This window comes from Amycolatopsis sp. NPDC114478 (assembly GCF_055633805.1).
The window spans coordinates 1-14,956 of sequence record NZ_JBVKDO010000023.1 but is presented as its reverse complement, the minus strand read 5'-3'; the positions used below and the strand labels follow the sequence as shown (position 1 = coordinate 14,956).

Here is a 14,956-nt window from a genome sequence, read left to right as displayed (position 1 = left end):
AAGACCTGAACGGTGATCAATTTTCCGGGCGCCCTTCGAAAGTTTCGCCGTCATTGCCAACGGCGTCCGGGAGCGGTTACCGTCACCTGGGAGCGCTCTCAGTCCGGATCACCATCGGCACGCCGACGAAGACGAGGAGATGGGGAATGCGGGCAAGAAAGCTGCGGGCCGGTCCGGCCCTGCTGGTCGCGGTGGCGCTCGGGCTGACGGGCGGCACCGCCCCCGCGGCCGCCGCGGAGTACGAGCGCCTGCTCAACGGCACGTTCTCGAGCGGCACGCTCGACCCGTGGTGGGCCGGGTCGGGCACGACGGGGCACGTCACCGCCGGGGAGTTCTGCACCGACGTCCCCGGCGGCACGGCCAACGGGTACGACGCGCTGGCCGGCCAGAACGGCGTGCCGTTCGAGGCGGGGCAGCAGTACACGCTGACGTTCGACGCGCACGCGACGACCGCCCAGCAGATCTCCGCCGTCGCGGGCGAAGCGGTCTCGCCGTACCGGCAGATCTCGCGAACCGACCTGACGGTGACGCCGTCGACGCAGCACTTCAGTGTAACTTTCACGTCCACTTTGGACTTCCCGGCCGCGGGCAACGGGCAGCTGGTGTTCTGGTTCGGCGGCCAGGCCGCCGCCAACACCGTGTGCCTGGACAACATCTCCCTCGTCGGCGGCGTCGTCCCGCCCGGCGGCCTGCCGCCGACCAGCGGCATCCGCGTGAACCAGGAAAGCTACGCACCCGGCCTGCCCAAGCGGGCCACCCTGGTCAGCGACTCGACGACCGCGCAGACCTGGACGCTGAAGAACTCCGCCGGCACCGCCGTGGCCACCGGGCAGACCCGCCCGCGCGGCGCGGACGCGGCGTCCGGCGAGAACGTCCACGAGATCGACTTCTCCGCCTACGACACCGTGGGGACCGGGTACACGCTCAGCGTCGGGTCCGAGACGAGCTTCCCGTTCGACATCTCCACCGCCGGGCCGCAGAAGCTCCGGTACGACTCGCTGGCGTTCTTCTACCACCAGCGCAGCGGGATCGCGATCGACGCCGCCTACGTCGGTGCCGCCTACGCGCGTCCCGCCGGGCACGTGAACGTGCCGCCGAACCAGGGGGACGACAATGTTCCCTGCCGGTCGGACCTGAACTGCGGCTACACCCTCGACGTGCGCGGCGGCTGGTACGACGCCGGCGACCACGGCAAGTACGTCGTCAACGGCGGCATCGCCGCGTGGGAGCTGCTCGACGAGTACGAGCGCGCGGTCCGCCTGGGCGACGCGAGCGCGCTGGGCGACGGCAAGCTGGCGATCCCGGAACGCGCCAACGGCGTGCCCGACATCCTGGACGAAGCCCGCTGGGAGGTCGACTTCCTGCTCTCGATGCAGGTGCCGGACGGCAAGCCGAGCGCGGGCATGGTGCACCACAAGATCCACGACGCCCAGTGGACGGCCCTGCCCACCCGGCCGGACCAGGACAGCCAGCCGCGCCGGTTGTCCCCGCCGAGCACGGCCGCGACGCTGAACATGGCGGCGGTCGCCGCGCAGGCGTCCCGGCTGTGGCAGACCATCGATCCGGCGTACTCGGCGAAGCTGCTCGCCGCGGCCGAGAAGGCGTACGCGGCGGCGAAAGCCAACCCGAACGTCCTGGCCGACCCCAACGACGGCACCGGCGGTGGTACCTACAGCGACAACACGGTGACCGACGAGTTCTACTGGGCCGCCGCGGAACTGTTCGCCACCACCGGGAAGAGCAGCTACCGCACCGACGTCACCGGATCGGCGCTTTACCGCGGGAAGAGCTTCAACACCCACGGCTTCGACTGGGCCTCGACGGGCGCGCTCGGCGACATCACCCTGGCCCTGGTGCCCACCGACCTGCCCGCGGCGGACGTCGCCGCGATCAAGGCGGCGATCACCACGACCGCCGACAGCCACCTGGCGCAGCTGGCGACCATGGGCTACCCGGCGCCGTACCGGACGGCCGACGGCACGTACGAGTGGGGATCCAACGGCCTGGTGGCCAACAACGGTGTCGTGCTCGCGCTGGCGTACGACTTCACCAAGCAGGACAAGTACCGCGACGGCGCGTTCGCGGCGATGGACTACCTGCTCGGCCGCAACCCCGCGAACTACTCGTACGTCTCCGGCCACGGCGACCAGCCGGTGCGCAACGTGCACCACCGGTTCTGGGCGCACGAGCTGGACGCGTCGCTGCCGACCGCGCCACCCGGTGCGTTGTCGGGCGGGCCCAACAGCGGCCTGCAGGACCCGACCGCGGCCCGGCTGCTCGCCGGGTGCGCGCCCCAGCGCTGCTTCGTCGACGACATCCAGGCGTACTCGGTGAACGAGGTCGCGATCAACTGGAACGCGGCGCTGGCCTGGCTCTCCGGCTGGGTCGCCGAGAAGACGTCGTCCACTGTGGACACGACGGCGCCCGCCGCGCCGGGTACCCCCGCCGTGTCCGCGGTGACGAGCGGCGGCGCCGCGGTGACCTGGCCGGCGGCCACGGATCCCGAAAGCGGTGTCAAGAGCTACGACGTCGTCCGCGTGAACGGCTCGGCCCGCACGGTCCTCGCCACCGTCGCCGGCACGACGGCGACGCTCACCGACCTTTCGCCGTCGACCGCGTACACGGTGGTCGTCGTGGCCCGCAACGGCGCGGGCCTGACGAGCCAGGACTCGCCCCCGGCGCAGTTCACGACCCAGCCCGCCACACCGGCGGGCGGCTGCGCGGTGACGTACGCGGCCAACACGTGGAACGGCGGCTTCACGGCGGCGGTCACGGTGAAGAACACCGGCACCACGCCGTGGACGAGCTGGAAGCTGGGCTTCACGTTCCCGGGCACCCAGAAGGTGACGCAAGGCTGGTCGGCGACCTGGACGCAGTCGGGCACGAACGTGACCGCGGCGTCCCTGTCCTGGAACGGTGCGCTGGCCCCGGGCCAGTCGGCGTCGATCGGCTTCAACGGCAGCTACACCGGAACCAACGCGAACCCGGCCGCCTTCGCCGTCGACGGGAGGGCGTGCGGCTGAGTGGAGGTAGCTGACACCGAAGAGGGCGGATGAGTGGGATCTTCCGCCCTCTTCGCCTTCCCGTGACCGCGCTTAAGGTCGTGCCTGCTGGGACACCCGACGACCGAAAGAGACGATCATGGACGGGCTGATGCAGCCGCGGCCGCTCACCATCGCCCACATCCTGGACCGAGCCGAGCGGCTCTTCGCGCACAAGGAAGTCGTGACGCCGGGCGAACGGCGCACGTACGCCGAGGTGCTGGGCGACGTCCGCCGCCTCGCCACCGCGCTGGACGCCCTGGGGGTCCCGGCCGGCGCGCGCGTCGGGACGTTCGCGAGCAACACCCGCCGCCACCTGGAGCTCTACCTCGCCGTGCCGGCCACCAAGCGGGTGCTGCACTCGATCAACATCCGGCTCTCGGCGGAGCACCTCGAGTACATCGTCGACCACGCCGAGGACGACGTGGTGTTCGTCGACCGCGGGCTGCTCCCGCGGATCTGGCCGAGTGCCGGGAAACTGCCGAAGGTGCGGCACTGGGTGGTGCTGCCCGACGGCACCGACACCGAAATCCCGGCGGACCCCCGGATCTCGGAATACGACGAGCTGATCGCGGCGGCCGAGCCGGCCACAGGCTCGTTCGAGGCCACCTTCACGCTCGCGGAGGAGAACCTGGCCGCCGGCCTCTGCTACACCTCCGGCACGACCGGGCCGCCCAAAGGCGTGCTCTACAGCCACCGGTCCACCGTGCTGCACTGCCTGGGCACCCTCGCGGCCGGATTGATCGGCCTCTGCGAAAGCGACGTCGTCCTCCCGATCGTCCCGATGTTCCACGCCAGCGCCTGGGGCCTGCCCTACGGCGCGATGATGGCGGGCGCCTCGCTGGTGCTGCCCGGCCCGTCCGCGGAACCGGCGCACCTGCTGGGGTTGATGGCGGCCGAGCGGGTGACGGTCGCCGGCGCCGTCCCCACGGTGTGGACCAGCCTTGCTCCCGAGCTGGCCGCGCACGACCTGAGCGCGATGCGGTTCCTGCTCGGCGGCGGCTCCGCCGTTCCCCCGGCCCTTTCGGAGACCTACCGGGCCGCGATCGGGGTCCCCATCACCCATTCCTGGGGGATGACGGAGGTGAGCCCGGTCGGGGTCATCGGCGGCACGCGGTCCCAGCACGCTGCTTTCGCCGAGTCCGAGCAAGTGGCTGTCCGGGCCGCCCAGGGCCAGCCGCTGCCGCTGGTGAACGTCCGGATCGTCGACGTCGAGACCGGCGACGAGCTGCCGTGCGACGGACGCGCCGTCGGCGAGCTGCAGGTCGCGGGCCCGTGGGTGGCCGGCGGCTACTTCCGGGTGGACGCCCCCGGCAGCTTCACCGGCGACGGCTGGCTGCGCACCGGCGACCTGGCCACCATCGACGGCGCGGGCTACCTGCGGCTGGTGGACCGGATCAAGGACCTGATCAAGTCCGGCGGCGAGTGGATCTCCTCGGTCGAGCTGGAGGCCGCGATCGCAGCGCACCCCGACGTCGTCGAGGTCGCCGTGATCGGCCGCCCGGACCCGCGGTGGATGGAACGGCCCGTCGCTTACGTCGCCTTGCGCGAGGGGCGTGCCACCACGGCCGACGACCTGCTGCGGCACCTCACGCCGCTGGTCGCGAAGTGGTGGCTGCCCGACGAGTTCATCTTCCTGCCCGCACTGCCCAAGACGGGCACCGGCAAGCTCTCCAAGCTCGACCTGCGGGAGGCGCAGCGGATCGCCTAGGTCACGGTCGCGCGGAGGGCGTGCAGGCGGAGACCCAGCTGCAGCTCCAGATCGTTGCCCTGGCGCCAGTCGAAGCCGAGCACGCTCCCCGCGCGGTCGAGCCGCTTGAGCAGCGTGTTGACGTGGACGTGCAGCGCCCGCGCGGTCGCCGCCACGTTCGCGCGGTTGTCGTAGTAGGCGCCCAAAGTCTCCACGAGTTCGGTGCCGCGCTGCTCGTCGTACTCCAGCAACGCGCCGAGCGAGCCGGCCAGGAACCGGTCGAGCTCGCCGGCTCGCTCGGCGTCGAAGACCATCGCGTACAACGCATACCGGCGCGTGGTCGCGCCCGTGTCGGTGTGGCCGAGCGCGCGGAGCACCGCGCCGCAGCGGCCCGCCAGTGAAAACGCGCGGGACCAGTCGTGGCCGGCCGCCCGTTCGCCGACGACCAGGACCGGGGCGCCCAGCGTGCGCCGGAGTCTACTGTGGACTTCCGATACCGTCTCCTCGTCGTCGGCGCCGGGCAGCAGCAGCGTGGCCCGGCCCAGGTGCTCGCCGGCCAGCCCGGCGTGGTCGCGGGCGATGTCGTGCAGGTGGCGGGCCAGGTCGGTCGGGGCCACCGCGGGGGAGTCCGCGACGACGACCAGCTCCAGCCGATCGGCGTCGATGCCGCGCGCGCGAGCGCGGGTGCGCTGGGCCGGGCTGATCCCCGGGCTGCCGACCAGCAGCTCGGTCAGCAGCTCGCCGCTCACCCGTTCGCCGGCCTCCGCCACGGCCCGCTCCTTGAGGATCAGCAGGCCGAGGATGTGGGTGGCCCGCTCCACCGTGCGCAGGTCCGTGTCGTCCGGGACGCCGTCCCGGCGCCACACCAGCGCGCCCAGGTAGCTGTCGCCCGCCTGGATCGCCGCCACGCTCAGGCCGGCGGACACCGTGCAGCGGCCCGAGCGCCGGGCTTCTTCGACGGCGCCGGCCAGCTCGATCTCCCCGGCCCGGTCGAGGAGCGCGACGCTGCCGCCCAGCTGGTCGGCGAGCAGCTGCGCGACGTCGTCCGGCGTCCCGCCGGCCAGCACCACCCCGGTCAGCGCCTCGTGGATCGCCTGCGCCCGCTCGATCTTGCGGTACGCGCTTTGCAGCTCCTGCAACGCGGTCCGGCTCGCCTCGTAGAGCCGGGCGTTGTCGAGGGCGACCGCGGCGTGGTCGGCGAACGCGTTGAGCAGCGCGATTTCGTCGGCCTGGAAAGACCTTTCCGAGCGGTACGCGGCGAACAGCGCGCCCACCGCTTCGCCGCGGATGACCAGTGGCACCCCGAGCAGCGCGACCAGGTCCTCGGTGCCGACCAGCCGGTCGAAGTCCGGATCGTGCTGGATGAGCGTCGAGGACGCGTAGTCGCGCACCCAGTGCGGGCTCCGCGAGGCCAGCACCTTGCCCCCGAGCCCCACCGTGGCCGGGATGGCCGCCGCGAGGAACTCGGCCGAGATCGTGCCGTCCGACGCGCGGGCCGAGAGCCGGCCGTCCGCGCCGACCAGCGAAAGGTAGGTGAAGTCCGTGCCGATCAGGTCGTGGGCGTGGTGGACGATCGACTGCAGGACCTCGTCCAGCCCGCCGAGCGCGGTGAGGGACTTGACGGTCGCGTACAACGACGCCAGCTCCCGCTGCCGCCGCGCGAGCGAACCCGGTTCCGCCGTATCGGTCACCGCGCGCTCCTCCTCGCGATTCAGGTGGACGAAAAGCCCACCACCCCGCCGTGAGGAGTGGGTGGTCCACACCTCATCCGCAGCGTAACCGCGCCCTAGCATCACCGCCATCACCAGGCTGCGCTCAACGACGAAGGCGGCATCCATGGCACTCCCGCTCACCCAGCCCGAAGGGCAATCCGGCTCCGCCGTGTCCCCGGCCCCCCGCCGGGCCTTCCGCAAACTGCTGGCCGCCGGGCTCGTCGGCAGCTCGATCGAGTGGTACGACTTCTTCCTCTACGGCACCGCGGCCGCGCTGGTGTTCCCCAAGGTGTTCTTCCCGCATTCCTCGGCGCTGACCGGGACCCTCCTCGCCTTCAGCACGTTCTGGGCGGGGTTCGTGGCGCGGCCGATCGGCGGCGTGCTCGCCGGGCACCTCGGCGACAAGTACGGGCGCAAGCCGGTCGTCGTCGCCTGCCTGGCGGTGATGGGCGCGGCGACCTTCCTGATCGGCTGCCTGCCCACGGCGGCGGCCGTCGGCTCGCTCGCCCCGACGCTGCTGGTCATCCTGCGCTTCGTCCAGGGCCTCGCGACCGGCGGCCAATGGGGCGGCATCATCCTGCTGCTCACCGAATCCGCCGGGCCGAAACGGCGGGGCTTCGCCGGGACCTTCGGCCAGACCAGCGTTCCGGTGGCCGTGATCATCTCCAACCTCATCTTCGTCGCCGCCAGCGGCCTGATGCCGGACGCCGCGTTCCTGTCCTGGGGCTGGCGGATCCCGTTCCTGCTCAGCGTCTTCATGTTCGGGGTCGTCCTCTACATCCAGGCCAAGGTCGAGGACACGCCCGAATTCCGGGAGCTGCAGGAGGAAGCGGCGAAGTCCGACGACGAGGTGGTGGTCCGGGCGCCGCTCGCGCAGGTCCTGCGCAGCAAGTGGGGGACGATCCTGCTCGGCTGCGGGCTCCTGTCGGCCACCAACAGCCTGTTCTACGTCAGCATTTCCGGGCTCCTGAGCTACGGCACCGGAACGCTCGGCCTCAAGCGCGACGCGCTGCTGGCGGTCGTGCTGCTGGCGTCGGCGGCGATGCTCGCGACCATCCCGTGGTCCGGGCACCTCTCCGACAAGATCGGCCGCCGGCCGCTGATCCTCATCGGCGGCCTGGGCGTCGCCGCGTGGGGCTTCCCGTACTTCGGGCTCGTCGGCACCAAGTCCCTGCCGCTGATCTTCGTCGCGGTGGCGGTCGGGTTCATCTTCCAGTGCCTCACCTACGGCCCGATCGCGAGCTTCCTCAGCGAGCTCTTCGCGCCGGCGGTGCGGTATTCGGGCGCGTCGCTGGCCTACCAGCTCTCGGCGATCATCGTCAGCGGCGGGACGCCGTTCCTGATGACCGCGCTCATCGCGAACACCGGCAGCACGCTGCCGGTCGCCGGCTACATCACGCTGATGGGCCTGATCACCTTCGCCAGCGCGTGGTTCCTGCCCGAGACGAACCCCGCGTCGGTCCGCGAAGACCCGGAAGCACTGCCGGGCGCCCACCTCTACCGCTGAGCCGTCCCCGAACTCCCGAAAGGAGGCCAGAGTGCGGAAGTTCACCCTGTTCGCCGTGGTGCTGGTGGCCGGTGCGGCCACGCTCGCCGGGGCCGGCCCCGCCACCGCCACGACGGCGTGCGCCGGGCTGACCGGGCTGACGATCCCGGCGTCGACGATGAGCCTGCCGACCACCGGCGGCCGCGTCACGGCGGCGTCGGTCGCGACCGGTCCCGCCGGCGAGTACTGCCGGGTCGACGCGGACATCTTCCCGGTCGACCCGACGGCGCCGTCGATCAAGATGCGCGTCGCGCTGCCCCGCGACTGGAACCGCAAGGCGCTGATGTTCGGCGGTGGCGGCTACAACGGCACCATCCCCGACGTCGCGTCGAACGTGCCGTTCGGCCCGGCCGACCAGCCCGTGCCGCTGGCCCGGGGGTACGCGACCTTCGCGAGCGACTCGGGGCACCAGCAGAACCCGGCGTCCCCGCCGTCGCTGGACGGCTCGTTCGGCGCGAACGACGAGGCCCTGGTCAACTTCGCGGCCGGTGACGCGCTGAAGAAGACCCGGGACGCGAGCCTGTTCGTCATCCGGCACGCCTACGGGACGTCACCCGCCGAGACGTTCTTCGCGGGCGGTTCGACCGGCGGCCGCGAAGCGCTGAACGTCGCGCAGCGCTGGCCGACCGCGTTCGACGGCGTCATTTCCGCGTTCCCCGCCTGGAACAACATGGCGGAGATCCTGGATCTCGGCTACCTGGTGCAGGTTCTGTCCCAGCCCGGTGCCTTCCTGGGGCCGGACAAGCAGAAGCTGTTGTACACCAGCGTCATCAAGGCGTGTGACGGGCTGGACGGCGTGAAGGACAACGTCGTGTCGAACCCCCGTGCGTGTCACTTCGACCCGCGCGCGCTGCGGTGCCCGGGCGGCGCCGACGCCGGTCCCGCGTGCCTGTCCGATCCGCAGATCGGTGCGGTGAAGGCGATGTCGTCGCCGTTCCGGTGGCCGTACCGGATCGCCAGCGGGGAAACGCAGTACCCGGGCTTCCCGTTCCTGTCGGGCGCGGACATGAGCACGCCGTTCCTCGGCTTCGGGACGACCGCCCCGGCGAATCCGATGCCGGTCACGAGCGGCTACGGGATGCAGTACTGGGACCAGTGGGTCAAGTACTTCCTGACGCGGGATCCGCAGTACCGCTCGCTCGACGTGGACCCGAGGCACCCCGGGCAGTGGCTGGCCCGGATCAGTGAGCTGTCGAAGATCGAGGACCGCAACAACGCGGACCTGCGCCCGTTCGCCCGGGCCGGCGGCAAGCTGATCCTGCTGCACGGCGCGGCGGACGAGCTGGTCTCGCCGTACTCGACGAGCGACTACTACGAGCGGGTGCGCTCGGTGGTGGGTCCCCGCTCGACCGACGCGTTCCTGCGGTACTACGTCGTGCCGGGCGCGAACCACGCCAACTTCGGCACCCCGGCGTTCGCCGCGGCTTGGGATTCGCTCACGGCGCTGGAACGCTGGGTCGACAAAGGACAGTCGCCGGTGAACCCGGTCGTGACCGACCTGGCCCACGCCCGAACCCGGCCGCTGTGCGCGTACCCGGGGTGGCCGCGGTACCGCGCCGGAGATCCGAACAGCGCGTCGAGCTACGTCTGCACCCGCTGATCGGTGATCCACCGCGGCTCACCGGAGCCGACGACGTACACCCCGTGGTCCCGCAGCCCGGCGGCCCAGCCGAAGACCCGGTCGCCCATGGCGAAGGCGGCGGTGGCGTACGCGTCGGCGCGGGTGAGGGACGGCCCCGTCACCGTGACCGCGGTCAGGTCGCGGGCCGGGGCCGCCGTCACCGGGTCGATGATGTGCGCCCCGCGTTCGGCGCTGCCCGACGTCGCCACCGCGAGGTCCCGGCCGGTCACGACGGTGAGGATCCGCCGGGGGTCGGCCGGGTCGCTGATGCCGATCCGCCACGGCTTCCCCGGCGCCGGCTCACCGGCCAGCCGGACGTCACCGCCGCCGTTGACCGCGTGGTTGCGGCTGCCGCGCTCGCGCAGCAACGCGCTCGCCCGCTCGATCGCCCAGCCCTTCACCAGGCCGGTCGGGTCGGGCGTGCCGCGCCAGCGGGCCGTGAAGTAGCCGCCGGTCTCGACCTCGAACCGCTCGCAGAGGCCGAACACCTCCGCGACGAGCGGGTCGGCCTCGGCGACCGTCAGCTCACCGCGGCCGACGCGGCTGACTTCGCTCTCGGGCCGGTAGGTGCTGAACAGCGCGTCGACCCGGTGCAGCCACGCGACGACCTCCGCGATCGGCCCGGCCCACTCGCCGGGGTCGCGGACGTCGATGCTGAACACCGTGCCCATGCAGTGCTCGACGTGCACCGTCCGGGTCACGACAGCCCGGCCTCGTCGTCGAGCTGCGGGATGGCGTTCTCGACGGTGATGCGGACCTGGACCGGCCCGAACCGCGTGACGGCGGTCGTGCCGGCGAAGGCGAAGATGACCCGTTTCATCGGGGAAGCCTTTCTCACCGGGCCGGTGGAAGGTCAGCGCTGGGCAAATCCGGTCAGTTCAGCCGAGACGTCCCAGAGCCGCCGGGCCTTCGCGGGGTCGAGGGCCCACTCCTTGACGCCGTGCGGGTGGTCGGCGAGCTCCGCGTCATCGGGGACGGTGTAGGCCTCCTGTGCGTCGTCGAGGTAGTGCCCGCCGGTGCGGGCGAACTCGGGGGCGACGGCGGCGACGACGGTCGTCGCGGCTCCCTGGCCGACGGACTTGTACCGGAAGATCCCGGCCGCTTCGGCCGCGGCCAGGGACGCCTTCTGCGCGTCGGTGAAGTCGCGCTGGAGGCCGGTCGCGACCCCGCCGGGGTTCACGGCGTTGGCGAAGATCCCGTCGGCCGCCCAGCGGCGCGTCGCTTCGACCGCGAAGAGCGAGTTGGCGGTTTTCGATCGGGCGTAAGCGATCTGGGGGTCGTACGGCCGCTTCGTGAAGTGCAGGTCGGTGAAGTCGATGCCGGCGCGCATGTGCGCGGTCGAGCTGACCGAGACGATCCGCGCCTCGCCCCGCTCCGCCGCGCCCGCCGCGAGGGCGTCGTGCAGGCCGGTGGCCAGGGCGAAGTGGCCGAGGTGGTTCGTCGCGAACTGCAGTTCCCACCCCTCCGGCGTGCGGGCCAGGCCCCCGGTGACGATGCCCGCGTTGGCGACGAGCAGGTGCAGGGGGCCGTCCCAGGCTTCGGTGAACCGCCGGACGGACCCCTGGTCGGCGAGGTCCAACTGCGCGACCCGCGACGGACCCGCGACGGCGGCCGGGTTCCGGACCGCGAACGTCACCTCGGCGCCGGCGGCGGCCAGCACGCGGGCCGTTTCCGCGCCGAGGCCGGAGGACGCGCCGGTCACGATCGCGCGGACCCCGGACATGTCGACACCGGCCAGCACCTCGGTCGCGGTGCCGGCGGCGGTGAACGGTGTGGTGATCAAGGTGGGCACGGCTTCAACTATACGGATTGGACTGAAGTTGTAAAGTGAGTCCAGTGCTCGTAGGGTGGCCGCATGGTTCCCGAACCGGCGAAGGCCGGCCGTCGTGAGGCGGTGCTCGAGGCGGCGCTGGAGACGTTCGCCCGGCACGGCTACCGGAAGACGTCCATGGACGAGGTGGCGCGCGCGGCCCGGATCTCCCGGCCGGGCCTCTACTTCCTGTTCGAGTCGAAGGAGACGCTGTTCCGGGCCGCGGTCACCCGCACGCTGGAGCAGGACCTCGCCGCGGCCGAGCGCCTCCTCGGCGACACGGGCAAGCCGTTGCGCGAACGCGTCGCCGGGGCGTTCGACCAGTGGGCCGGCCGCTACGTCGGGCCGTTGAGCCGGGACGTGACCGGGGTGATCGAGCAGAACCCGGACCTGCTGGGCGACATCGTCGAGACGGCTCCGGCGCGCTTCGAGGCGCTGGTGACCGACGCGCTCGCCAAGGTGACCGGGCGTGCGACGGCGACCCGCGTCGCGCAGACGTTGATCAGCGCGTCGGTCGGGCTGAAGCACCAGGTCGGCACCCGCGAGGACTACCTCCGCCGGTTCACCACCGCGGTCGAGCTCCTGGTCCCGTAGCCGCGCTACGAGGACCGCCAAGGCATCAAGGCCCACACGGTCTTCACGACGGCGTCGTGGTGGACGTCCCAAGCCAGCGCCAGGTTCGACACGACCGCGAGGCCGGTGCCGGGCCCGCGGGCGCCGTCGCGGATGGCCGTGAGCGTTTGCGTCCGGTACGGTGCCGCGTCGGTGACCTCGAGCAGGAGCCCCGTGCGGTGGCGGGTGTACCGCAGCTGCAGCGGTGCTTCGGCGTGCACGTACGCGTTGGTGACCAGCTCGTCGGCGACGAGCACCGTGTAGCCCAGCGCGGCGGTGGGTGCCGCGCCGAACGTGAGCCGGTCGGCGAGCCAGCGGCGGACCGTCGGGGCTTCCGGCCGGGGCCGGAGGTCGAGTCGGCCTTCGGCGACGTCGGCGATCTTCGCGCTCAAGCGGCCGACCTGGATGGTCAGCCAGCGGTGCTCGGGCTGGGTGTCCATGGCAGCACCTCCGATGCGAATGCGATCCAGCCGGGGGTTCCAGCGTGGCGACGTCCGGCCTGACCGGTCGTTCCGTGTTTCAATACGCGTCCAGAAGGAGGCCGGATGAGCCGTAACGCCGGACCGCGGCCGCTCAGCTCGAGCGAGGTGGCGCGGACGCTGGGGGTGTCCCAGGTGACGCTGCGCACCTGGGAGCAGCGGTACGGGATCGGGGCCGCGGAGCGGGAGGCGAACGGACGGCGGCGGTACACGCCCGAGGACGTCGAGCGGCTGCGCCGGATGCGGGCCCTGCAGGCCCAGGGGACCAGCGCGCGCGATGCCGCCCGGCTGGTGCTGGAGCGCTCGGCCGCCGAGGTGACCGCCGGGCAGCGCCGGCAGCGGCTGACCGAGGCGGCGGAGTCGCTGGACCTGGCCACGATGGGCGGCCTGGTCGACGACGCGCTCGGCAGCCTGGGTGTCGCGAAGGCCTGGACGGAGGTGATCGCGCCCGTGCTGCGCGCGATCGGGGAGCGGTGGGCGCGGCTGGGCGACCGCGCGGCGATGGCCGCGGAGTGGGCCTTGGCGACGGCGTCGTCCGCGGCGCTGGACCGGTACCCGGCGCCGGCCGGCGCCGGCCGGGCGCCGGTGCTGTTCGTGTGCGGCCCGGCCGAGCGCCACGAGCTGCCGGTCAAGGTGCTGTGCGCGGCGCTGAACGACGACGGCGCCCCGGCGTGGTTCCTGGGCGGCCTGGTCTCGCTCGACGTCCTGCGCGTGGTGGCCGACCGCTTCACGCCGTCGGGCGTGGTGGTGTGGTCGATGACCTCGCAGTCGGCGGACGTGCGGATCCTGCGCGCCCTGCACGCCGACGGGGTGCCGGTGCGCCCGGCCGGCCCGGGGTGGCGCGGGCTGCCGATCGTGGGGGAGCCGGTGCCGGCGTCATTCACGGCGGCCCTCGCGGCTTTCTCCGGGTGACAGCGCACGCCGCGGAAGGTGCAGGACGGGGTGCTTCCGCTTCGCCGGGACGTCGTTGGCGATGAGCACCGCCGCCCACGGCAGCGGCACGGACACCGCCAGGAACGCCAGGGCCAGCCACCAGATGTGCGCGGTGAGCCCGGCGAGGACCAGGCACGGGATCCGGCAGGCCATCATCACGACGTACTTGCGGCGCCGGCGGGCGAGCTGCTCGTCGGCCGACGGCGCGGCCGTGGTGATCACGACGGGCTTGGTCACGAAACCACCTTCGGTCCGTTGTGGACGGCGAGTACGGCCAGCGGCCCGGCGACGTTCTCGAGGATCTGTACGGCGATCAGGCCCGGCTGGCCGGGAAAGTGCGCGGCCGCGGTCCAGAGCGAACCGGCGAGCAGGAAGCACGCGAGCACCGAGTCGACGGTGATCGCCGTGCCGCGCAGCCGCCGGTCGTGACTGTCCACAATGGTCAGCAGCAGTACACCGTGGACGGTCAGCGCCATCCCCGCCGCCACGGCGGGCGATTCCAGGGGCAGCCACCCGAAGCTGGCCGTCGTGGCGAACGCGGACAGCAGCGCCGCCCCCGCCGCGCACCCGGCCGCCAGGCGGGTGGTGACCGTGACGGTCATCGCCGCCCCCGGTCCAGGGCGCGCGTCTCGTCGGGTGGGTCCGGTGTCAGCAGCGAGCCCGGGACGGCGTGGCCGCCGGAACCCAGCTTGTTCATCTTCTTCGGCACCGGCGCGCCCTGGTACTCGAGCGGCGTCGCGGCGAGGGGCTGGTGGATCTCGACGAACTCGCCGTGCGGCAGCCGCTTGATGATGCCCGTCTCGACGCCGTGCTCCAGCACCTCGCGGTCGGCCCGCTGCAGGCCGACGCAGAGCCGGTAGGCGGCGAAGTAGGCCAGGGGCGGCCCGACGAGCAGCCCGATCCGGCCGGCCCACGTCATGGCGTTGAGCGAGACGTCGAACTGGACGGCGAGGATGTCGTTGAAGCTGGAGAGGGTGAGCACGAGGAAGAACGTGATCGCCATCGCGCCCAGCGACGTGCGTACCGGGACGTCGCGCGGGCGCTGCAGCAGGTTGTGGTGCGCGGTGTCGCCGGTGAGCCGGCGTTCGATGAACGGGTAGCTCAGCAGCAGCGTGACGAGCACGGCGATGCCGATCGCGCCGGCGAAGAACACCGGCGGCACGGTGTGGTCGCCGAGGTAGAGCTCCCACGGCGGCCACACGCGCAGCAGCCCGTCGGCCCACCCCATGTACCAGTCCGGCTGGGACCCGGCGGAAACCTGGGAAGGGTTGTAGGGCCCGAAGTTCCACACCGGGTTGATCTGGAACAACCCCGACATCAACGCCAGCACCCCGATGACCAGGGTGAAGAACGCCCCGCCCTTGAGCGCGAAGTACGGCATGATCCGCACCCCGACCACGTTGGTCTCCTTGCGCCCCACCCCCGGGAACTGGGTGTGCTTCTGGTACCACACCAGCGCCAGGTGCACCCCGACCAGCGCCAGCATGATGCCCGGCAGCAGCAGGATGTGCA

At 72.2% G+C, this 14,956-nt stretch carries 14 protein-coding genes; 6 read left to right on the top strand and 8 right to left on the bottom strand.

Annotated elements, in window-relative coordinates; genetic code table 11:
• The first annotated feature begins 146 nt into the window (after positions 1-146).
• The gene (locus ACZ7OH_RS41960; protein ID WP_470285992.1) at positions 147-3,023 is read left to right on the top strand and encodes a glycoside hydrolase family 9 protein; all 2,877 of its coding nucleotides are present in this window, start codon (positions 147-149) and stop codon (positions 3,021-3,023) included.
• Between the two features lie 118 nt (positions 3,024-3,141).
• Positions 3,142-4,752: a long-chain fatty acid--CoA ligase gene (locus tag ACZ7OH_RS41955; RefSeq protein WP_470285991.1), complete on the top strand. Its 1,611-nt coding sequence runs from the start codon at positions 3,142-3,144 to the stop codon at positions 4,750-4,752.
• Here ACZ7OH_RS41955 and ACZ7OH_RS41950 read toward each other — a convergent pair.
• A complete protein-coding gene (locus ACZ7OH_RS41950) occupies positions 4,749-6,422 on the bottom strand; it encodes a helix-turn-helix domain-containing protein (RefSeq protein ID WP_470285990.1) in 1,674 nt (557 codons plus the stop codon). The genes ACZ7OH_RS41955 and ACZ7OH_RS41950 overlap by 4 nt on opposite strands.
• A gap of 145 nt (positions 6,423-6,567) precedes the next feature.
• On the opposite strand from ACZ7OH_RS41950, the gene ACZ7OH_RS41945 reads away from it, so the two are divergent.
• Entirely contained in the window at positions 6,568-7,950 is a 1,383-nt protein-coding gene (locus ACZ7OH_RS41945) for an MFS transporter (RefSeq protein ID WP_470285989.1), read from the top strand.
• Positions 7,951-8,107: 157 nt separating this feature from the next.
• On the top strand, positions 8,108-9,589 hold the full coding sequence (locus ACZ7OH_RS41940) for a tannase/feruloyl esterase family alpha/beta hydrolase (protein WP_470286116.1): 1,482 nt from the start codon (positions 8,108-8,110) through the stop codon (positions 9,587-9,589).
• On the opposite strand, the gene ACZ7OH_RS41935 is transcribed toward ACZ7OH_RS41940, so the two are convergent.
• Genes ACZ7OH_RS41935 through ACZ7OH_RS41925 form a run of 3 tightly spaced genes read right to left on the bottom strand, consistent with a single transcriptional unit; the run spans position 9,571 to position 11,402 of the window.
• Entirely contained in the window at positions 9,571-10,311 is a 741-nt protein-coding gene (locus ACZ7OH_RS41935; protein ID WP_470285988.1) for an FAD:protein FMN transferase, read from the bottom strand. The two genes, ACZ7OH_RS41940 and ACZ7OH_RS41935, sit on opposite strands and share 19 nt — an antisense overlap.
• Positions 10,308-10,430 carry a hypothetical protein gene (locus tag ACZ7OH_RS41930; protein ID WP_470285987.1) on the bottom strand — a complete coding sequence of 41 codons (123 nt, stop codon included), beginning with the start codon at positions 10,428-10,430 and terminating at the stop codon, positions 10,308-10,310. The genes ACZ7OH_RS41935 and ACZ7OH_RS41930 overlap by 4 nt, the downstream gene beginning before the upstream one ends.
• A 33-nt stretch (positions 10,431-10,463) precedes the next feature.
• Entirely contained in the window at positions 10,464-11,402 is a 939-nt protein-coding gene (locus ACZ7OH_RS41925; RefSeq protein WP_470285986.1) for an SDR family NAD(P)-dependent oxidoreductase, read from the bottom strand.
• Positions 11,403-11,465: 63 nt separating this feature from the next.
• Here ACZ7OH_RS41925 and ACZ7OH_RS41920 point away from each other — a divergent pair, with 63 nt between their 5' ends.
• Positions 11,466-12,014, top strand: a complete 549-nt coding sequence (locus tag ACZ7OH_RS41920; RefSeq protein WP_470285985.1) for a TetR/AcrR family transcriptional regulator — start codon at positions 11,466-11,468, stop codon at positions 12,012-12,014.
• A 5-nt stretch (positions 12,015-12,019) separates the two neighbouring features.
• On the opposite strand, the gene ACZ7OH_RS41915 is transcribed toward ACZ7OH_RS41920, so the two are convergent.
• Positions 12,020-12,472 carry an ATP-binding protein gene (locus ACZ7OH_RS41915; protein ID WP_470285984.1) on the bottom strand — a complete coding sequence of 151 codons (453 nt, stop codon included), beginning with the start codon at positions 12,470-12,472 and terminating at the stop codon, positions 12,020-12,022.
• Between the two features lie 105 nt (positions 12,473-12,577).
• Between ACZ7OH_RS41915 and ACZ7OH_RS41910 the strand changes: the two genes are divergently transcribed.
• Positions 12,578-13,423: a MerR family transcriptional regulator gene (locus ACZ7OH_RS41910; RefSeq protein WP_470285983.1), complete on the top strand. Its 846-nt coding sequence runs from the start codon at positions 12,578-12,580 to the stop codon at positions 13,421-13,423.
• Here the strand turns inward: ACZ7OH_RS41910 and ACZ7OH_RS41905 are convergent.
• From ACZ7OH_RS41905 to ACZ7OH_RS41895, 3 genes are all read right to left on the bottom strand, one after another.
• Positions 13,388-13,681, bottom strand: a complete 294-nt coding sequence (locus ACZ7OH_RS41905) for a DUF3099 domain-containing protein (RefSeq protein ID WP_470285982.1) — start codon at positions 13,679-13,681, stop codon at positions 13,388-13,390. The genes ACZ7OH_RS41910 and ACZ7OH_RS41905 overlap by 36 nt on opposite strands.
• Positions 13,678-14,046 carry a hypothetical protein gene (locus ACZ7OH_RS41900; protein ID WP_470285981.1) on the bottom strand — a complete coding sequence of 123 codons (369 nt, stop codon included), beginning with the start codon at positions 14,044-14,046 and terminating at the stop codon, positions 13,678-13,680. Before ACZ7OH_RS41900 ends, ACZ7OH_RS41905 begins: the two co-directional genes overlap by 4 nt.
• Positions 14,043-14,956: cytochrome b (locus tag ACZ7OH_RS41895; protein ID WP_470285980.1), on the bottom strand; the 914-nt coding region annotated here is incomplete at its 5' end. The genes ACZ7OH_RS41900 and ACZ7OH_RS41895, both read right to left, overlap by 4 nt.

Coding starts and splice junctions, on each gene's coding strand:
- ACZ7OH_RS41930 (WP_470285987.1), bottom strand. CDS start 10,430: ATGAAACGGGTCATCTTCGCCTTCGCCGGCACGACCGCCGTCACGCGG.
- ACZ7OH_RS41940 (WP_470286116.1), top strand. CDS start 8,108: ATGAGCCTGCCGACCACCGGCGGCCGCGTCACGGCGGCGTCGGTCGCG.
- ACZ7OH_RS41945 (WP_470285989.1), top strand. CDS start 6,568: ATGGCACTCCCGCTCACCCAGCCCGAAGGGCAATCCGGCTCCGCCGTG.
- ACZ7OH_RS41900 (WP_470285981.1), bottom strand. CDS start 14,046: ATGACCGTCACGGTCACCACCCGCCTGGCGGCCGGGTGCGCGGCGGGG.
- ACZ7OH_RS41915 (WP_470285984.1), bottom strand. CDS start 12,472: ATGGACACCCAGCCCGAGCACCGCTGGCTGACCATCCAGGTCGGCCGC.
- ACZ7OH_RS41920 (WP_470285985.1), top strand. CDS start 11,466: ATGGTTCCCGAACCGGCGAAGGCCGGCCGTCGTGAGGCGGTGCTCGAG.
- ACZ7OH_RS41955 (WP_470285991.1), top strand. CDS start 3,142: ATGGACGGGCTGATGCAGCCGCGGCCGCTCACCATCGCCCACATCCTG.
- ACZ7OH_RS41910 (WP_470285983.1), top strand. CDS start 12,578: ATGAGCCGTAACGCCGGACCGCGGCCGCTCAGCTCGAGCGAGGTGGCG.
- ACZ7OH_RS41960 (WP_470285992.1), top strand. CDS start 147: ATGCGGGCAAGAAAGCTGCGGGCCGGTCCGGCCCTGCTGGTCGCGGTG.